Annotated in this window: 19 protein-coding genes; 7 read left to right on the top strand and 12 right to left on the bottom strand. The window is 43.3% G+C overall.

The window, feature by feature from the left end; translation table 11 throughout:
• Positions 1-191: 191 nt before the first annotated feature.
• Positions 192-749 carry a hypothetical protein gene (locus K941_RS0110520; protein ID WP_147287538.1) on the top strand — a complete coding sequence of 186 codons (558 nt, stop codon included), beginning with the start codon at positions 192-194 and terminating at the stop codon, positions 747-749.
• A gap of 333 nt (positions 750-1,082) precedes the next feature.
• Positions 1,083-1,526 carry a hypothetical protein gene (locus K941_RS0110515; protein ID WP_029103587.1) on the top strand — a complete coding sequence of 148 codons (444 nt, stop codon included), beginning with the start codon at positions 1,083-1,085 and terminating at the stop codon, positions 1,524-1,526.
• 39 nt (positions 1,527-1,565) lie between these two features.
• On the opposite strand, the gene K941_RS0110510 is transcribed toward K941_RS0110515, so the two are convergent.
• The 3 genes from K941_RS0110510 to mltG form a co-directional block, all read right to left on the bottom strand.
• Positions 1,566-2,948, bottom strand: coding sequence for a Do family serine endopeptidase (locus K941_RS0110510; RefSeq protein ID WP_029103586.1), 1,383 nt, complete (start codon positions 2,946-2,948; stop codon positions 1,566-1,568).
• Between the two features lie 226 nt (positions 2,949-3,174).
• Complete coding sequence (gene tmk / locus K941_RS15560; RefSeq protein WP_036388164.1) at positions 3,175-3,810, bottom strand: dTMP kinase; 636 nt, start codon at positions 3,808-3,810, stop codon at positions 3,175-3,177.
• Between the two features lie 2 nt (positions 3,811-3,812).
• Complete coding sequence (gene mltG / locus K941_RS0110500; RefSeq protein WP_051226019.1) at positions 3,813-4,889, bottom strand: endolytic transglycosylase MltG; 1,077 nt, start codon at positions 4,887-4,889, stop codon at positions 3,813-3,815.
• A gap of 114 nt (positions 4,890-5,003) precedes the next feature.
• Here mltG and K941_RS0110495 point away from each other — a divergent pair, with 114 nt between their 5' ends.
• Positions 5,004-5,867 carry a PhzF family phenazine biosynthesis protein gene (locus tag K941_RS0110495; protein ID WP_029103584.1) on the top strand — a complete coding sequence of 288 codons (864 nt, stop codon included), beginning with the start codon at positions 5,004-5,006 and terminating at the stop codon, positions 5,865-5,867.
• A gap of 73 nt (positions 5,868-5,940) precedes the next feature.
• Here the strand turns inward: K941_RS0110495 and K941_RS0110490 are convergent, their stop codons facing one another.
• From K941_RS0110490 to K941_RS0110480, 3 genes are all read right to left on the bottom strand, one after another.
• On the bottom strand, positions 5,941-7,050 hold the full coding sequence (locus K941_RS0110490; RefSeq protein WP_029103583.1) for an AOC03_06830 family ribosome hibernation factor: 1,110 nt from the start codon (positions 7,048-7,050) through the stop codon (positions 5,941-5,943).
• Positions 7,051-7,389: 339 nt separating this feature from the next.
• Positions 7,390-7,692, bottom strand: coding sequence for a 4a-hydroxytetrahydrobiopterin dehydratase (locus tag K941_RS0110485; RefSeq protein ID WP_029103582.1), 303 nt, complete (start codon positions 7,690-7,692; stop codon positions 7,390-7,392).
• Positions 7,693-7,814: 122 nt separating this feature from the next.
• Complete coding sequence (locus tag K941_RS0110480) at positions 7,815-8,090, bottom strand: GNAT family N-acetyltransferase (RefSeq protein ID WP_029103581.1); 276 nt, start codon at positions 8,088-8,090, stop codon at positions 7,815-7,817.
• 338 nt (positions 8,091-8,428) lie between these two features.
• Here K941_RS0110480 and ompR point away from each other — a divergent pair, with 338 nt between their 5' ends.
• Complete coding sequence (ompR, locus tag K941_RS0110475; RefSeq protein WP_029103580.1) at positions 8,429-9,175, top strand: osmolarity response regulator transcription factor OmpR; 747 nt, start codon at positions 8,429-8,431, stop codon at positions 9,173-9,175.
• Between the two features lie 82 nt (positions 9,176-9,257).
• Here the strand turns inward: ompR and def are convergent, their stop codons facing one another.
• The 6 genes from def to K941_RS0110445 all read right to left on the bottom strand — a co-directional run bounded on the left by def (position 9,258) and on the right by K941_RS0110445 (position 14,464).
• Positions 9,258-9,770, bottom strand: a complete 513-nt coding sequence (gene def / locus K941_RS0110470; protein ID WP_029103579.1) for a peptide deformylase — start codon at positions 9,768-9,770, stop codon at positions 9,258-9,260.
• Between the two features lie 175 nt (positions 9,771-9,945).
• Positions 9,946-10,086, bottom strand: a complete 141-nt coding sequence (locus K941_RS17205; protein WP_156892331.1) for a hypothetical protein — start codon at positions 10,084-10,086, stop codon at positions 9,946-9,948.
• A 13-nt stretch (positions 10,087-10,099) separates the two neighbouring features.
• Positions 10,100-11,830: a hypothetical protein gene (locus K941_RS0110460; RefSeq protein ID WP_029103578.1), complete on the bottom strand. Its 1,731-nt coding sequence runs from the start codon at positions 11,828-11,830 to the stop codon at positions 10,100-10,102.
• Positions 11,831-11,842: 12 nt separating this feature from the next.
• Complete coding sequence (gene ettA, locus K941_RS0110455) at positions 11,843-13,504, bottom strand: energy-dependent translational throttle protein EttA (protein WP_029103577.1); 1,662 nt, start codon at positions 13,502-13,504, stop codon at positions 11,843-11,845.
• 100 nt (positions 13,505-13,604) lie between these two features.
• Entirely contained in the window at positions 13,605-14,018 is a 414-nt protein-coding gene (locus K941_RS0110450) for a hypothetical protein (RefSeq protein ID WP_029103576.1), read from the bottom strand.
• A 137-nt stretch (positions 14,019-14,155) separates the two neighbouring features.
• The gene (locus tag K941_RS0110445) at positions 14,156-14,464 is read right to left on the bottom strand and encodes a hypothetical protein (protein WP_029103575.1); all 309 of its coding nucleotides are present in this window, start codon (positions 14,462-14,464) and stop codon (positions 14,156-14,158) included.
• 162 nt (positions 14,465-14,626) lie between these two features.
• Here K941_RS0110445 and mutM point away from each other — a divergent pair, with 162 nt between their 5' ends.
• From mutM to K941_RS17545, 3 genes are all read left to right on the top strand, one after another.
• On the top strand, positions 14,627-15,466 hold the full coding sequence (gene mutM / locus K941_RS0110440; RefSeq protein ID WP_029103574.1) for a bifunctional DNA-formamidopyrimidine glycosylase/DNA-(apurinic or apyrimidinic site) lyase: 840 nt from the start codon (positions 14,627-14,629) through the stop codon (positions 15,464-15,466).
• 192 nt (positions 15,467-15,658) lie between these two features.
• Positions 15,659-16,066, top strand: coding sequence for a hypothetical protein (locus K941_RS0110435; protein WP_029103573.1), 408 nt, complete (start codon positions 15,659-15,661; stop codon positions 16,064-16,066).
• A 177-nt stretch (positions 16,067-16,243) separates the two neighbouring features.
• Positions 16,244-16,461 (top strand): IS1/IS1595 family N-terminal zinc-binding domain-containing protein (locus tag K941_RS17545; protein ID WP_029103026.1); only part of this gene is annotated, 218 nt, incomplete at its 3' end.

The following is a 16,461-nucleotide window of genomic DNA, read 5'->3' as shown; positions in this document are numbered from 1 at the left end:
GTTACTTTTAGCAATGGATGGCATTGTTTTTTTTAAAGTTATTATGATATAATCAAAATTACAAATTAAGCGAATAAATGTTCACTTAATTTGTAATTCTTGATAAAATGCGTTTATCAAGAATGTTGATTAAGCTACACCCAAGAAACTTTAAAATTACTACAAATACAATGATGTGTGGACGTAGGGGCGTGCTGAGCACGCCTTGTATAGTAATATCATCAAAGGGTGTGCGGAGCCAACCCCTACAAACCCGTGGTAAATATCAAGTTGGTTGGGTGTATCTATTGATGACTTTATACACTCTACAAATGAAAAAGTACGACGGTTTTCGTAGCAAAATTCAATTTTGCTGGCTGTACATGGAGAAAATATTGAAAATTTTAACTATTTTTATATTCTTATTTTCTATGGTTGGTTGCTCTCAGTCGCCGACAGATTTTAATAAGAAAAGTTACAACAATCAGAAAAACCATGCTCTTGATGATGCTCAAAAAATGTCAGGAAAACTGGTAGTTTCTTTTGAAGAAATAGAGTTTATTTATCAAAACGAAAAATATTATTTAATTGACTCTAAAAAATTATTAAATGATAAAATCCAAACAAAAAGACTAAAAGATGATAAATTTTTCATCAGTGAAACACTATGTATTACAGGTGATGTTTTGCACAAATACCACAATGAATATCGTGGTTTTGGTCATATGGAAAAGTATGATAAAGCAATCTCTATAAAAAGCATTTGCTAAGTTTTGATAAAAAATAGAATGGATATATCTACCATCATCGAGCCTTGTAGTCTTGCCTTCATCTCATCATAAGTTGCCATAAAACACCTGATTTGTCATTTTGTATCAAATGGCTTAGTTTAGCACTTTCACCGTGACCTTTGAACCATCTTGGATAAATTATTTTTTATTGATTTTTTAAAATTATTTTTAAAAGTATATTGATAAAATAAATAACAAACAATGGGCATGACACTGATAGATAATGATTGATTTAATCATTTTTGTCGGTTTATAATAAAACACAACCCTGTGGATGTTGTCATTTTGAATCATTTCATGTTAAGGACATTTATGAAAACAAAAACCTTGCTACTTGCCACATCGTTTGCCCTGCTTTTGCCCAGCATTGCCAACGCCCAAACCGAAGACAGTCAATACAGACCCAACACCAAAGTTGTGTTTATTTACAACCAAGAGCTTGATGAGCCATATAGCACCCGTTGGTTTGCCAAATTAGAAAAAAGACAGGGCAAAAAACGCACCGTATACATTGAGACGTGGGAAAAATACGTCAATAAAGGCTTTATCACATTTGACTGTGGCAACCCAAAAGCTAGTGTGCAACTAGATTTGTATGGTTGGGGCAAGTTTGGCGATGACAGCCAACTTGAAAAAACCACCGTCCATTCAAAAGACTTTAAAGCGTGGCAAATGGGCGATTTTGAACCTTTGGCTGGCGAGTCTCCACCTTATGAGCTTTATCAAAAACTTCGCACCAAATACTGCAAATCTTAACCACCAAAAAGGGTGCGACAAGCACACCCTTATTTAGCCCTATTCAACCCTAAGCCCCAAAATCGCAGGGTTGCCATCACGAATGATGCCGATGGTGACCACGCCTTTTTTTGGCAGGCTCTTTAACGCCTTTTCAAACTCGCCAATGCCTGCTGTCGGTAGATGATTGAGATTGACAATGATGTCCCCTGCCATGAGTCCCGCCTGCCCTGCCAGTCCTGTGACATCCACCGAGCTGATGACCACGCCACCTGCCACGCCAAACTCCTGAATCATGCGAGCTTCACGCCCTGACAGCTCTTTTAAACGTAAGCCCAATCTGACACCATCACTGGCGTTTTGACTGGTAGAGACATCGCTCGTCTCGGCAAACTGCCCACTGGCACGGTGCTGTTTACCTGCTCGTAGGTAGGTCAGCTCAAATTTATCACCCACCTTGGCACGGTTGATGAGATTCAACAAATCAGACGCTCGCCCGATGCCTTGCCCATTAAAATCAAGCACCACATCGCCTGCTTTTAGCCCCACCTTATCAGCAGGGGAGTCAGGACTGGTGCGAGTAATCAGGGCCCCTTGCGGTCTGTCAAGGCGATAAGCTTCCGCCAGATTGCGGTCAATGTCCTGCAACACCACGCCCAGATAGACTCGAGAGACACGCCCTGTCGTGCGAATCTGCTCATAGATGTCCATGGCGGTGTCAATGGGAATAGAAAAAGACAGCCCCATGTGTCCGCCAGTGCGACTAAAAATCAGCGAGTTAATGCCGACCACTTCGCCTTTTTGGTTAAATAAAGGCCCGCCCGAGTTGCCTTGGTTTAGTGCCACGTCCGTCTGAATGAACGGCACGACCGCTTCACGGCTCATGTTACGACTCTTGGCAGAGACAATACCCGATGACGCTGAGTAGTCAAAACCAAAGGGCGAGCCAATGGCAAGCACAGGCTCGCCCACTTTTAGGGTATCGCCTTTGGCAACACTTAGGGCAGGGAAGTTTTGCCCCACCACCTTTAACACCGCCACATCGGACGACTCATCTGAGCCGATAAGACGTGCATCTAGCTCGGTGCGGTCGTGTAGGGTTACGGTGATTTTATCCGCCCCTTCGACGACGTGATGATTGGTAAGAATATAGCCATCTTGGGTAATAAAAAAGCCCGTGCCGTAACCGTATTCTACCGTTGGCAGGTTTGGCACGGCGACCCGCCCCCCAAAGAACTGCTGTAAGGCTTGTACCTGCTGAGCCAATGCCAGCTCTTCTTCGCTGACCTTTTTGGTAATACTCACACGCACCACGCCACTAGACACCTGTTCCACTAGGGGCGAAAAATCCATCGCCACCGCCCCATAAGCAGGCATGGCAACAGGCAGAGCGATAGGGGCAAGGGCAAGGCTTAGGGCAAGGACGGCAGGTTTGATGTTCATAATAATTCCTATTTAAATAGTCAAATTATCCTAAAAAGCACGCCATTCGTCAAGGCAAAATGTGTTTTTAAAGGTTATGAAGTCTTGCTTGCATGGATAGATTTTAGGTAGGGGCGTGCTGTGCATACCCATAAAAATGACAACATTAAAGGACGTGTGGAGCCAGTCCCTACAAACCCTTGGTAAATATTGAGTTTGCTAGATGTATTTTAAAATCCGCTAAAAATCAATCCGCCAAATATTCTTGTAAAACTTGCATAATCTCCCCTGTCACGTCATCAGGACGTTGGTCGGCATTGATACGCTTGATACGCTCGGGGTGTTTTTGATATTGATACAAAAAGCCTTGATAAGTTTTGTCAAAAAATCCTTGCCCTGCACTCTCAAAGCGGTCGGCTTGACTTCGCTTACCTGCCCGCTCCAAGCCAATGGCAGGGTCTAAATCAAGCCAAAAGGTCAAATCGGGCTGTCTTGGGATAAAATCAGCGATAAGCCTTGCAATCTTGGCAAGTTCACGCTCATCGCCCCCAAACCGCCCAAAGCCTTGATACGCCACGGTGCTGTCAAAAAAACGGTCGCAAATCACCCATTTGCCGTCCGAGAGTGCTGGCAAAATGGTGCGGTGCAAATGGTCGGCTCGTGCGGTAAACATAAGCAAAAGCTCGGTGTCGTCATTGATGTGGGTTTTGTTGTCCAACAAAATCTTACGCAAGTCTTCGGCAAGCGGACTACCCCCTGGTTCACGAGTGCGAATGTGGGCGATGCCAAGACTGTCAAGTTTGGCACAAAAGCTATCAACGGCTGTGGTTTTGCCCACGCCTTCGGTGCCTTCAAAGGTGATGAATCTGGGTAGTTGGTTCATTGTTATTTCTCCGCCATCACTTTACGATATTGTGCCACCGCTTTATTATGTTCATCAAGCGTTACGCTAAATTTATGACCGCCCTTACCTGTCGCCACAAAATAGATATACGGCACATCGGACGGGTGCATTGTCGCTTCTATGGCTTCGGCAGACGGCAGAGCAATGGGCGTGGGCGGTAAGCCGTCAATCTGATAGGTGTTGTAGTCGGTTCGCTCGTCAATGTTGGAGCGGTAAATCTTGCCATCATAACGGTCAAACAGTCCGTAGATAATGGTTGGGTCGGTTTGTAGTCTCATGCCTTGACGTAGGCGATTGACAAATACGGCTGATACGTCTTTACGCTCGGACGTGATACCCGTTTCTTTTTCGATGATACTTGCCATAATCAGGGCGTCATAAGGTGTCTTGTAGGGCAAATCTTTATCACGCTGTGTCCATGCCTTATCCAATATCGCCATTTGGTCGGTGTGCAGTTTTTTTAAAATGACGGTATCACTCGTGCCTTGGTTAAAAAAGTAGGTATTGGGGGCAAATTGTCCTTCTGGGTTGCCGTTGGGCGTGCTGACATTTAGAGCTTTGGCAACTTTGGCATTGTCTCGTGCCACGTCCGCCCATGAATACCCATCAGCATCCGACAGAAGCGGTGTGAGTAGTTCAAGCTTGACCCCATCGGTCGTTTTTAGGGTGTGGTATAGGTCTTTGACCGTCCTGCCTTCGATGATTTGCACCTTTATCATGGCAACTTGCCCCCCCTGCCCCAAAATCTTGACAACATCGGCAAGGCTCGCCCCTTGTGGGATTTGGTATATTCCTGTTTCTAGGTTGCCTTTGGCGTGGAATTTAAGATACAGCCGTGTGGCGGTGCTGGACGCAAACGGACTGGTCTGCCATTTGTCCTTGACAAGCAGGCTATGATAAGTGTCACCCTTATCCACCGTCAAGGTCTGGGCAGGGCGGTCGGTCTTGGCAAAGGCGGTTACATAGACGATGACACCCCACAGGGCAATCAGGGCTAGTACGACAACCAGAGCGAGCCATTTTAAGGGCGATTTTTTTGAAGTTTTTTTGTTTGGCATGGCAACATTGGATGAGAAAAGTCATGCTTATTGTAACAAATTGCCACAAAAATTTTTAAGATTATTGTAAAATTAACAGGATAATCTCACATTGGATATTTTATAGGCATACCCATGACCACCCATCCATTTATCCTTGCCAATGTCTTTACAGATGGCACGCCCTTTGGGGGCAATCCGTTGGCAATCTTTCCCCACGCCAATTTTGATGATACCACCATGCAAGCCATCGCCTACCAATTCAATCTCAATGAGACGGTGTTTATCACGCATTTTGACAAACAAGCCCACACCGCACACATTCGCATTTTTACCCCAACCATAGAGATGCCCTTTGCAGGACACCCAACCATTGGGGCAGGGTGGTATTTGGCGAGAACGCACGGTTTGTCGGCACTGGACATCAGCACGCCATCTTATGCCGTCCGCCTACACCACACATCAGCTCGCACCACGCTAACCACCAACAGTTACGCCCTTTGCCCTGCCCAGACAGACCGCCACACCCTTAGCAACTTGACCGCCCTACCCCAAGAGATGTTGGCAGATAAGGCGTATTTTGTCAATGCAGGAGTGTGCCAGCCCCTTCTGCAAGTCAAAGACATGCAAGCATTGAGGCATGCCAAGGTAGATTTGGCAAGTCTAAAAAATATCTTTGATAACAACAAAAACCTTGCCATCAACCAAGGCTTAACGCTTGAACATATGCTGTATCTGTGGTATATGAGTGATGACACCATTCATGTTCGCTTATTCTTTGAACAAAATGGGATTATCTTAGAAGACAGTGGCACAGGCTCAGCGTGCGTGAATCTGGGGGCGTATCTGCTTGACAATGGCATAAATCATAGGCAATTTACCATTCATCAAGGCGACCATTTGCACCGCCCAAACCGTCTGTTTTTGGGACTTGATAACGGCATACAGATGGGTGGACAGGTAAGGCAAGTCGGACAAGGCGAGTTTTATTTACCCTAAATAACGCCAAATAAATTTTGCCCAAAACAAAAACCCGCCCGTAGGCAGGTTTTTGTGCTTTGTTGCATGCTAGTTAGTAGCGAGTGATAAGGGCAATCGGCTCTTTTTCGTCCATTTTGTCTTTAGGGACAAACACCACTTCACCGCCATTGTGGCTGACTATCTCGATAATCTCGCTGACCGCATCATCGGTTACGCCGTCCGCTGTCGCATCGTCCGCCACAAGCAAGGTCAAAGCAGCCTCATCAATGGTCGCAGGCACGATGTGTCCTTGACGTACGAGAAGTTTGACGGCATTGCCTTCAACTGCTGAGCGGTAGATTTGTTGTAAATCGGTGCGTACCATCTTCTCGTTACGGGCTTTTTCAAGCTCGCCTTGAGCAGTTTCGTAGCGGGTCAGACGCTTGTTCTCAACCAATTCTTGTACGCCTGCCACAATCTCTTCGGCACGTCCGTCTTTTAGGTTGGGTAGATGGTCAACCTTGCCAATGACAAAGCTGTCATTGTCCACTACCTGCTCATAAAAGCCCAAAGTACGACTATCGCCCACCAAAATCACAGGCAACGGGTCAATGTTACGAAACTCCTGCATGCTCTTGTCCACACGGTTCATAAACTCTTTTAGATAGCTGTCGTCATCCGATGAGCCTGTGCGGTCGGCTTTTGAACCTGTAGGCAGACTTGTGTTTTTGATTGGGAAAGTCAGCTTGCTCATTTGCGATTGACGTTCGCTTTCGCCACCAATTTCCTTGACCACACGGTCGTTGGTCGCCTCAATCAGGCGAGCATATTCGCTTGTAATCACAAGTACATAATAATGCACCGCCTCAGACATATCACGCACCAAGTCTCTGGTGGCAAATTTTTCGCCCAAAATCACACGCTCTTTGGCATCAAATGGCAAACGCAAAATTTGGGCTTCATTTTCGTTGGCAAAAATAGCAAGCGTATCTAGGTTATAATTATGGTCAAGCTCGTCTGTTTTGGCATGGATAAGCTCCATGATGGCATCGCTTATGCGTTTGTCATGCTCGTTTGCGATACGCTCTTCGGCGACTTTTAGCTGATTTTTTAGAGCAATATGGTCTTGCTCATTTTCTGGGTGAGTGCGGTGAGTTTTGACAAAGATACTCACGGCAGGATTGCCACGGGCAGATTTTAGGTTTTTCAATGTTGCTTTCATAACAAACTCCTTAACTTGATTACTAAATGGCTAATCATCAATCAAATGATTGATTGAATTTAACCGTCCGATTATAAAATCTAAATTTAAAATCTGATGATGATTGTAGCGAGTTTTGGGGCGTTTGTCTGTTAAAAAATAGGGGGTTTTATGGTTGAAATGTAGTCACAAAATCAGCCGTGTGAGATTGATGGCAAGGTTTGTAAGTCTTTGTAAAAAGACCTATTTTGATTGGGGAATTTATGTATAATGGGGAGTTGGCAGAGTTTTAAAACAATTTCTAAAATCTAAAAACACAAAAAATGGGTAATGACACCCATTTTCCAAATTAATTTCGCTTTAATCTTTTTTATCAAAGACCACGCCCCTTGCCATTTCCATGCGTTTGGCAAGCTGAATGTCTCGCCCATGCACTTCATATTGGTCAGGCTCGCCAATGCGTACTTTGAGCAAAGTATAGGTGTTCTCCCACGTGGGGTAATGTTCTAGCTCTTCACAATAGAACGCCACACGGGTGGTAAAGGCGATGACGTCAGCAAAACTGGCAAATTCATAGGTTTTGACAAGGCTATTGCCATCTAATGCCCAGCCTTGCAATCTTTCTAATTGTAAGGCAACTTGGTCTGCGGTAAGACTACTCATGATGTTCCTTTGGTTAGGTAAAATATAAAAATACACAAAGCCATTTTACCAAAATCTTCAAAATTTCGGCAAGATTTTTGGCAAATTTACCAACATTTTTGTAAACGATTATCGCAACATACTCACGCCAACAGTGACTGATATTCGTCTCGCCTGTCGATGTAGCTTGCCACAAAAGAACAGCTTGGCACGACCTTTTTGCCGTTATCACGGGCATAGTCCAAGGCATGCTTGACCAATGCCGTACCCAGTCCGCGTCCGCCCAGCTCTTTGGGGACGATGGTGTGGTTATAGTTTAGGGTGTCATCATCGATGACTTCATAGCTTAAAAAGCCAGTATGCTCATCAATGGTTGCTTCAAACCGCTGTGTGGCAGGGTTGTGGGTAATGTCAGTCATGGGGTATCCTTAATGGTTGATATTAAAGGTTGAAAGTTAAAGGCACTGCTCTTATGCTAACACAAATTTTATTGGGATAAAAGCCTGTTTATACGCTTATCGCTGTACATGGCATGCCACACAAGGTGCATTGACAAATCAGAATCATTTTACCAAACCCATTTACCAAAATATTACCGACTTTTGGCACTCATCATGGTATGATAATTCGTCAGTTTTTAGATTTTTAATCATTCGATATGATTTAACCTTAAAATATTATTTATAATAACAAAAACAGTTACAATTTTTTGTGTAATGTTGTAAACTAATAGCCTATAATTATCAGGGGGTGACACATGACCGAAGACAACGCCAATCCAAACCCAAACGCCAGTCATCGTATCTTAGTCGTTGATGATGACGCCAGACTGCGTGCCTTGTTACAGCGATTTTTAGAAGATGATGGCTTTACCGTGCGTGCGTGCCATGATGGCAAGCAGATGGATAAACTCATGCAACGTGAGATGTTCTCGCTCATCGTGCTTGACTTGATGTTGCCTGACGAAGACGGCATCGCCATTTGCAAACGCCTGCGTGCCGATAATGCCGACACTCCCATCATCATGCTGACCGCCAAAGGCTCGGACACCGACCGCATCGCAGGGCTTGAAGCAGGGGCGGACGACTACCTGCCCAAGCCCTTTAATCCCAAAGAGCTACTGGCTCGTATCAAAGCGGTGCTTCGCCGTCATAACCGAGAACTGCCCGGGGCCCCATCTCAGCAGATGGAAGTGGTGGAGTTCGGTTCGTGGACGCTTGATTTGTCCACTCGCACCCTAAAAAAAGACGGCAATATCGTCACCCTAACCACGGGCGAGTTTAGTGTTCTAAAAGCACTCGTTCAGCACCCCAGAGAGCCACTGACCCGTGACAAACTCATGAATCTGGCTCGTGGGCGTGAATGGGGAGCGATGGAGCGTTCGATTGACGTGCAGGTCTCACGCCTAAGACGACTCATCGAAGACAATCCATCTCAGGCTCGCTATATCCAAACGGTGTGGGGTGTGGGTTATGTCTTTGTCCCTGATGGGGCAGAGAACTGATAACACAAAAACCAAACAACGCTTTGTTGTTTGGTTTTTTACTGGATATCCATCTTAGACTATCTGTATAGACGCTTGCACATCAGCCTTTTTTGGCGACCACTTTACGCACCTTTTCTCTGGCACGGTCTTGTTTTAGGCGGGATAAATAATCCACAAACACAATGCCTTTTAGGTGGTCAAGCTCATGCTGAATGCATACTGCCAACAGCCCATCCGCCTCAACGCTAAATGGCTTGCCGTCAGCATCTAAGGCATCAATCTGCACACGAGCAGGGCGACTGACATCATCATACACCTCAGGAATGGACAAACAGCCCTCTTTATAAGGGACAAGCTCATCGGTCAGTGGCGTAACTTTGGGGTTGATGTACACCTTGGGCTGTGGTTCTTCGCCTTCTTTGGCGAGATCCATGGTTACCACTTGCACATGCCTGTCCACCTGTGTCGCTGCCAGCCCAATGCCCTTGGCATCATACATGGTCTCAAACATGTCGCTGATTAAGGTCTTAATCTCATCAGTAATCTCGCCAACCTCGCTTGCCACAGTACGCAAACGTGGGTCAGGATAATGTAAAATGGGTAATAGTGCCATAATGTCTCTTGTCGTTGGTTTTGGGGTATTATATCGGAAAATTGGGTTTTGGTAAAATGGATTTGGGATTATCGTGGTTTGACGGTCTTTGTTGTTGGTAAAAATAGCCTGAAAAAGACAAAAAACCGCCACCAAACTTTAAATTTATGTGTTTTTATGGATTTTTCACACAACATCATTTAGCCAAATAATGCTCACTAACAGGTTGTAAATATTTGCCGTCAATCACAAGACATTTGGCGGATTTTTCTTTGTTATTACCCTTATCATCAAAAAAATCTACTGATACAGGGCAAAATACTTTGGTATTACCCAAATTCCATATCCTATTATCCCATAAGTTTATCAAACACCCAAATAATTGCCATTGCAATGACTACTAATAAAATTGGATATTGCCCAATTAATGCCATAAAACCATTTGAGTTATCTTCTTCATCGTACTCAAACGATGCGTTCTTATCAAATTTTGTATGGCTTTCTTTTTTGTTAACAATGCCAGCTTTGACACTGCCATCTTGCTTGATTGCAATAAAGCCATCATCTTGTTGTGGTAAAGTTATTGCAATAGGCTGCTCTTCAACAAACGCAATATCCGATGATATGTGTTCGTGATTTGCAAATAAGTCGGTCAAGTTTGGCATTAATGCAGGGTTGGTTAGCATTGACAAAGTACAAACATCGGTGGTTAACCACGCAGGTACATTTTGACTTTCTCGATTATGAATACACCTATCTAAACGCCAAGTAATTCTTGTGATATCATATTGAGAATCCAACCATAATTTAACAAAATCTTCACGCCAAAATCTTGAAGGTAATACAGTAACAACGCCCTGATGATGTTCATCTATCAAAATAGGAAAGAAATTCGTAGAAATCAATCCATTGGGCAAATGCAGTCGCCAAACAAAAACCGTTGAGATTTTTAGTGCCAAAGAAGTAAAAACTTTGGGGTAATCCATACCTTGTGAATATTCAGTTTCGCTTGTGATACGGTCAGCCAATTTTGCCAAAGTTGAATCGGTAGGCTTGGTATGTTTGAGCTCGTACAACTTGTGTACCAAGCCAATTAATTCGGTAATGTGCGTCCGTCCAGTTGGGTCATAGATGATTTCGGCAGGGTAGCCTTCAATCTTTTGAGATTTTTTACCTTCATATAAGCCATCATTAGAATACATTTCTTTATTGGCTTGAATAATCGCTCCCCAAACGACCTTTCCAGATTTATACAAATTTGCCAAATTGGTCAATTGTTGGTATAAAAGATTATTTTTATCCATCCAAGTTGGTTTTTTGATTTGTAAATAATAGCGTTCAATGGGTTTTAGATTGGCTAGTTGTGCGGATAAATTAACTTCAACCAATAAGTTATTGGCTGATAAAATTTGGGTATCAGCTGGTATGATCTCACCAATTTTGTTTAAAAAATCAACCACGTAATCATAAAAACTGATGTATTGTTCACCTGCTAATACTTTATAAACAGGAAAACTGGCAAGAAAAACACCTACATTTTGTTTATTTGGCAATTTTTTATCATAGCCAAATAGTACCATAAAAGCACTGTCTGGCTCACCGCTTGCCAAATTTTCAAAATAAACCAAGCCAGAATTAACAAAATGTTTGTGAAAATTTTGCTTGGCAATTTCGCCAAGTAAATCAGGATTTTTAATTTCTGACGAATGAAACCAAATGCCTACTTGCCCCCTTGCTCGTGCAAATACTTCGCCAATATAACCACTTAGCAACATAAATAAATTGCTCACTTCCAAGTCATCATCAAGTGGGGTGTTTTGGGTATTTAATTTTGCTTGATGATTTTTAAAAGCAATCATAAATTTATCGAGCCGTTTAAGACTCGATAAACTAAAATCTAACTGACATTTTAAGAGTTGCTGATGATAAGCAATTTTTGAGTCAGATGGATTCTTTTCAAAAAAATCAGCAATTACCCCCAAAATCGCAGGGGTTGCCGTTCCCATTGGGGTATAAAACGGGTCGTAATTGCTCTGCTCAATAACATCGGTTAAATCCGAATATTCAAAAAAAGAATCCATCTTCATCTCCAATTAACCCCCAATCTTCTTATATTTCATTCTCTTCGGTGTGGCGTCTGCACCGAGTCTGTCTTTACGCCATTTTTCATATTCTGAATAATTGCCGTCAAAAAATTCAGGCTGTTCATTCTCAAATGACAAAATATGCGTACAAATACGGTCTAAGAACCATCTGTCGTGGCTCACCACCATCACCGTCCCTGGGAAAACTTGCACCGCATCTTCCAACGCTCGCAAGGTTTCCACATCAAGGTCGTTGGACGGTTCGTCAAGCAAGATGACATTGGCGCCTTGTTTTAGGGTTTTAGCCAATTGCAGACGATTTCGCTCACCGCCTGATAAGTTGCCGACGAGTTTTTGTTGGTCTTGCCCTTTAAAGTTAAAGCGTCCGATATACGCACGGCTTGGCGTGGTATACTCGCCCACCGTAATCATATCAAGCCCGTCCGAGACTTCTTCCCACACGGTTTTTTTGTCGTCCAGATTATCACGCACCTGCCCCACATAGGCGACTTTGACGCTCTCACCCACTTCTACTGTACCTGTGTCAGGTGTGTCTTTGCCTGTAATCATATTAAACAGCGTGGTTTTACCTGCCCCATTTGGACCAACAATCCCCACAATTGCCATTGGCGGTACGGTAAAGGATAGGTTTTCATACAGCAGGCGACCGTCAAAGGACTTAGAAATGCCTTTAACTTCAATGACTTTATTGCCAAGTCTTGGTCCTGGTGGAATGTAAATCTCCGCCGTTTCGTTGCGTTGTTGGAACTCACGAGAGTTCATTTCTTCAAAGCGTTCTAGGCGAGATTTGGATTTGGCTTGCTGACCTTTTTGGTTTTTACGCACCCATTCTAGTTCTTGCTTTAAGGCTTTGGCAAAGGCTTCTTCTTGCTTTTGCTCTTGTTCTAGGCGTTTATTTTTTTGTTCTAGCCATTCGGTATAATTGCCCTCATACGGATAGCCATAGCCACGGTCCAGCTCCAAAATCCACTCTGCCACATTATCCAAAAAGTAGCGGTCGTGGGTAATCGCCACAATCGTGCCTGAATAATCTTTCAAAAATCTTTCAAGCCACGCCACGCTTTCTGCATCCAAATGGTTGGTCGGTTCGTCAAGGAGGAGCATATCAGGCTTAGACAAAAGCAGTCGGCACAATGCCACACGGCGTTTTTCACCGCCAGACAGCTTAGACACGTCAGCGTCCCACGGTGGCAGGCGTAGGGCGTCCGCTGCTTTTTCAAGCTGAGTGTTTAGGTTGTGAGCGTCCCACGCCTGTATGATATCCTCCATTTTACCTTGCTCTGTCGCCAATTTATCAAAATCAGCATCAGGCTCGGCATATTCGGCATAAATCTCGTTTAAGCGGTCAAGGGCGTCCAATGCCTCACGCACGCCGTCCTCCACATTGCCACGCACATCTTTGGCAGGGTCAAGCTGGGGTTCTTGGGGCAGATAGCCGATTTTGATGCCAGTAGCGGGGCGTGCTTCGCCATTGTATTCGGTGTCCACGCCTGCCATAATGCGTAGCAAGGTGGATTTACCCGCACCGTTTAGCCCCAATACGCCAATTTTGGCACCAGGGAAAAAGGAGAGTGAAATGTCTTTTAAAATCTCACGCTTGGGCGGTATGATTTTGGAGACTTTGTTCATCGTGTAGATGTATTGAGCCATAGCTATCCTTTTGATTTAAAAAGAAAAATTACAAAATAAAAACAAGGGATTTAACTTGCTATTATCGCATTATTTTTGGGTTTGGGCAAGGTGTTTCATTTTAGGATTTGGGTAGGAGAAATTTGGCGAGAATAACCGAAATGACTCCCACAAGTACAGACAATACCAAGTATAAAACACTCAGCATTCCAAGTACCATAAAACTCATTAAGAAAAATATAACTAATGAAACCACAAATGCTACTAAAAATGGTTTATAATAATCGGCAGGTTTGGTAATTGTTATTTTTAAATCACTAATAAAATAAGCAGTTATTGCAAAAACAATGATTGAACTAATAACACTACAAATCAGACTAATCATTATAAGAAGGTTGGCAAGAGGATTGCCGTCAAAAATGATAAGCCATAAGGAAAAAATAAAAATAGGAAAATTAAAAGATAAAGTCCCAAATATCATATAATTTTTGATGACTTTTTTGGCGGGGTAATTGTTTTCTAATTTTTCATTCATAAAATTATCCTGTTAATATTTTGGTAAAATAAATTTGGCTAAAATGGCTGATGGCACTCCGCTTATCAATGCAATACAAAATATTAGTATGATAAAATAGACAGCACTTTCAAATTTCAACAACCTTGAATCAAGTTCTATGAGCGACAAAACGCCAATAAAAAAACCAACCCCAAAATAAAAAATACCAAAAATGCAACACCAAAAGGCTTCAAATAGTCAAATGGTCTTTTGATGATGATTTTAAAATAGCTAATCACAATACCGCTTAACAAGGCAGGTACTAAACTCACCAAAAACCACCAATAAAAATAAATAGCCAAACAACCCCAATCATTACGACTTGTCATAAAAAGGCTAACAAATGGCAAGGTTAGAAGACCGCTTAATAAGCCTGCAAATAAGGCATAAGTGATGATGATTTTTAGGGTTGGATACTTTGTCATATTTTTCCTTTTAAAATATCTTTACCGTTTGATAAATACAAACACAAAAAATCACAAACCCAGTCAATGGCATTCTTTCTCAAAATTAGCTATAATAACAAACCTAGCCACAAAAGCAAATAGCCATTTATCACTCTTGCCAGATTTATCAGAAATACAGTCATGCCCGAATTACCCGAAGTTGAAACCACCAAATCCAGCCTTGCCCCACTCATCGGTCAGCGTGTCAGCGACATTTACACGTCAGGTTATCGCCTGCGTGAAGTAATACCAGACGACCTAGACGAGCTTGTCGGGGCAAAACTTGTGCGTGTGGTTCGCCGCGCCAAATACCTACTGCTTGATTTTAATAAAAACGGCTCGCCCCTGCGCCTGCTCATTCATTTAGGCATGTCAGGCAGTCTGCAACAGCATGACGCCCTTGCCCCACGCAAGCATGACCACGTCATCTTTGGCTTTGATGATTCATCGGTGCGTTTGCATTATCATGACCCCAGACGTTTTGGCATGGTGATGTGGGCAGATGATGCCGAGCGTTATCTTGACAAACTTGGGGTAGAGCCTTTGGATGATGCCTTTGATACCGACTATCTGTATGGGATGATTCACAAAAACCCCAAACGACCCATCGCTCGCCCCATCAAATCCGTCATCATGGAGCAGTCCATCGTGGTCGGTGTGGGCAACATCTATGCGGTAGAGAGTCTGTTCATGTCAGGCATACACCCTGCCACGCCTGCCCATCAGATAGATAAAGACAAGATGGCCGTACTGGTCAATAACATCAAGGCGATACTCGCTCGCTCCATCAAACAAGGCGGGTCAAGTCTTCGGGACTTTACCGTGGGGGCAGGCAAAACGGGCTATTTTCAGCAAATTCTACTGGCTTATGGGCGGGCAGGTGAGCCGTGTACGGTGTGTCATGAGATTTTGGAAAACATTAAAATCGGTGGGCGAGCCAGTGTGTACTGCCCGAGCTGTCAGCCACTTAACCTAACTTAATCCCACTGTTTGATTTATCAACTGTTGGCAATCATCAGACGTCGCCAAATGTTACTGATTTGTTTACCCCTTGTCGGAAAATTTTACCGTCCACCCACTTTTTGGCAAAATAAGCTTGATAATATGGGCGGAACTTGTTTTAATATTAGCATAAATCTATCTTGGGCAAATCGCCCCCATTAGGATACTCTCATGAAAATCAAACACACACTATTGGCACTGACTGCCACCGCCCTTATTAGCAACACCGCTCACGCTGCCATTGAGATTGATGAAGAAGATTTTGGTCCTACCTATGGTTCTGCGGTACTTGACATTACCGTTGCCAAGCCGTTGCAGTTGGTTGGTGCGGTTGCAGGCACGGCACTTCACGCGGTAGGCTTGCCATTTTCTATGGCATCAGGCAGCGTGGAGAGTTCTTACAAGACTTTGGTTGTCAAACCTTGGTCGGCACTCTCTCGTTGTGTGGGCTGTACCGAAGCTTATGACAACTACCGCAACGCCCACCAAATAAACCCTAATGAAGTGCGTATCGTTGTGGACAGACCTTCTGAGATTATCATCAACACCGACCAAAACGTGGTTGTAAACCCACGTTGATTGATAATTTTATCATCCATTGTTTTTGTTTCTCCAACCTATTTACCCATTTTTGGTAAATAGGTTTTTTATTTGGATGTCAAAGTAACAATATGGCAAACTTTAAAAAATTAGGTATTGTTAAAAACAAATACATAAGTTAAAATAGCTCAATACTTTACCATAGAGTAAAAACCAATGAACGAAACATTTGATAGTTGTCCTAAATGTAAGCACAAACACTTTGTCAAAGCAGGTTTTAACAATGGCAGACAACGCTATAAGTGCAAAGGTTGCAATCATTACTTTTCAGTACATAAACCAACGCATCATAAAAGCGAAGAAACCAAGCAAATGGCAATCAATATGTATCTAGAAGGTTTGGGCTTTCGTTCAATTGGTCGCATATTAGGTAT

The sequence above is a fragment of the Moraxella caprae DSM 19149 genome (assembly GCF_000426885.1).
Taxonomy (GTDB): Bacteria; Pseudomonadota; Gammaproteobacteria; order Pseudomonadales; family Moraxellaceae; genus Moraxella; species Moraxella caprae.
The sequence above is the reverse complement of the archived record's forward strand: the minus strand, read 5'-3'. Positions and strand labels throughout refer to the sequence as shown.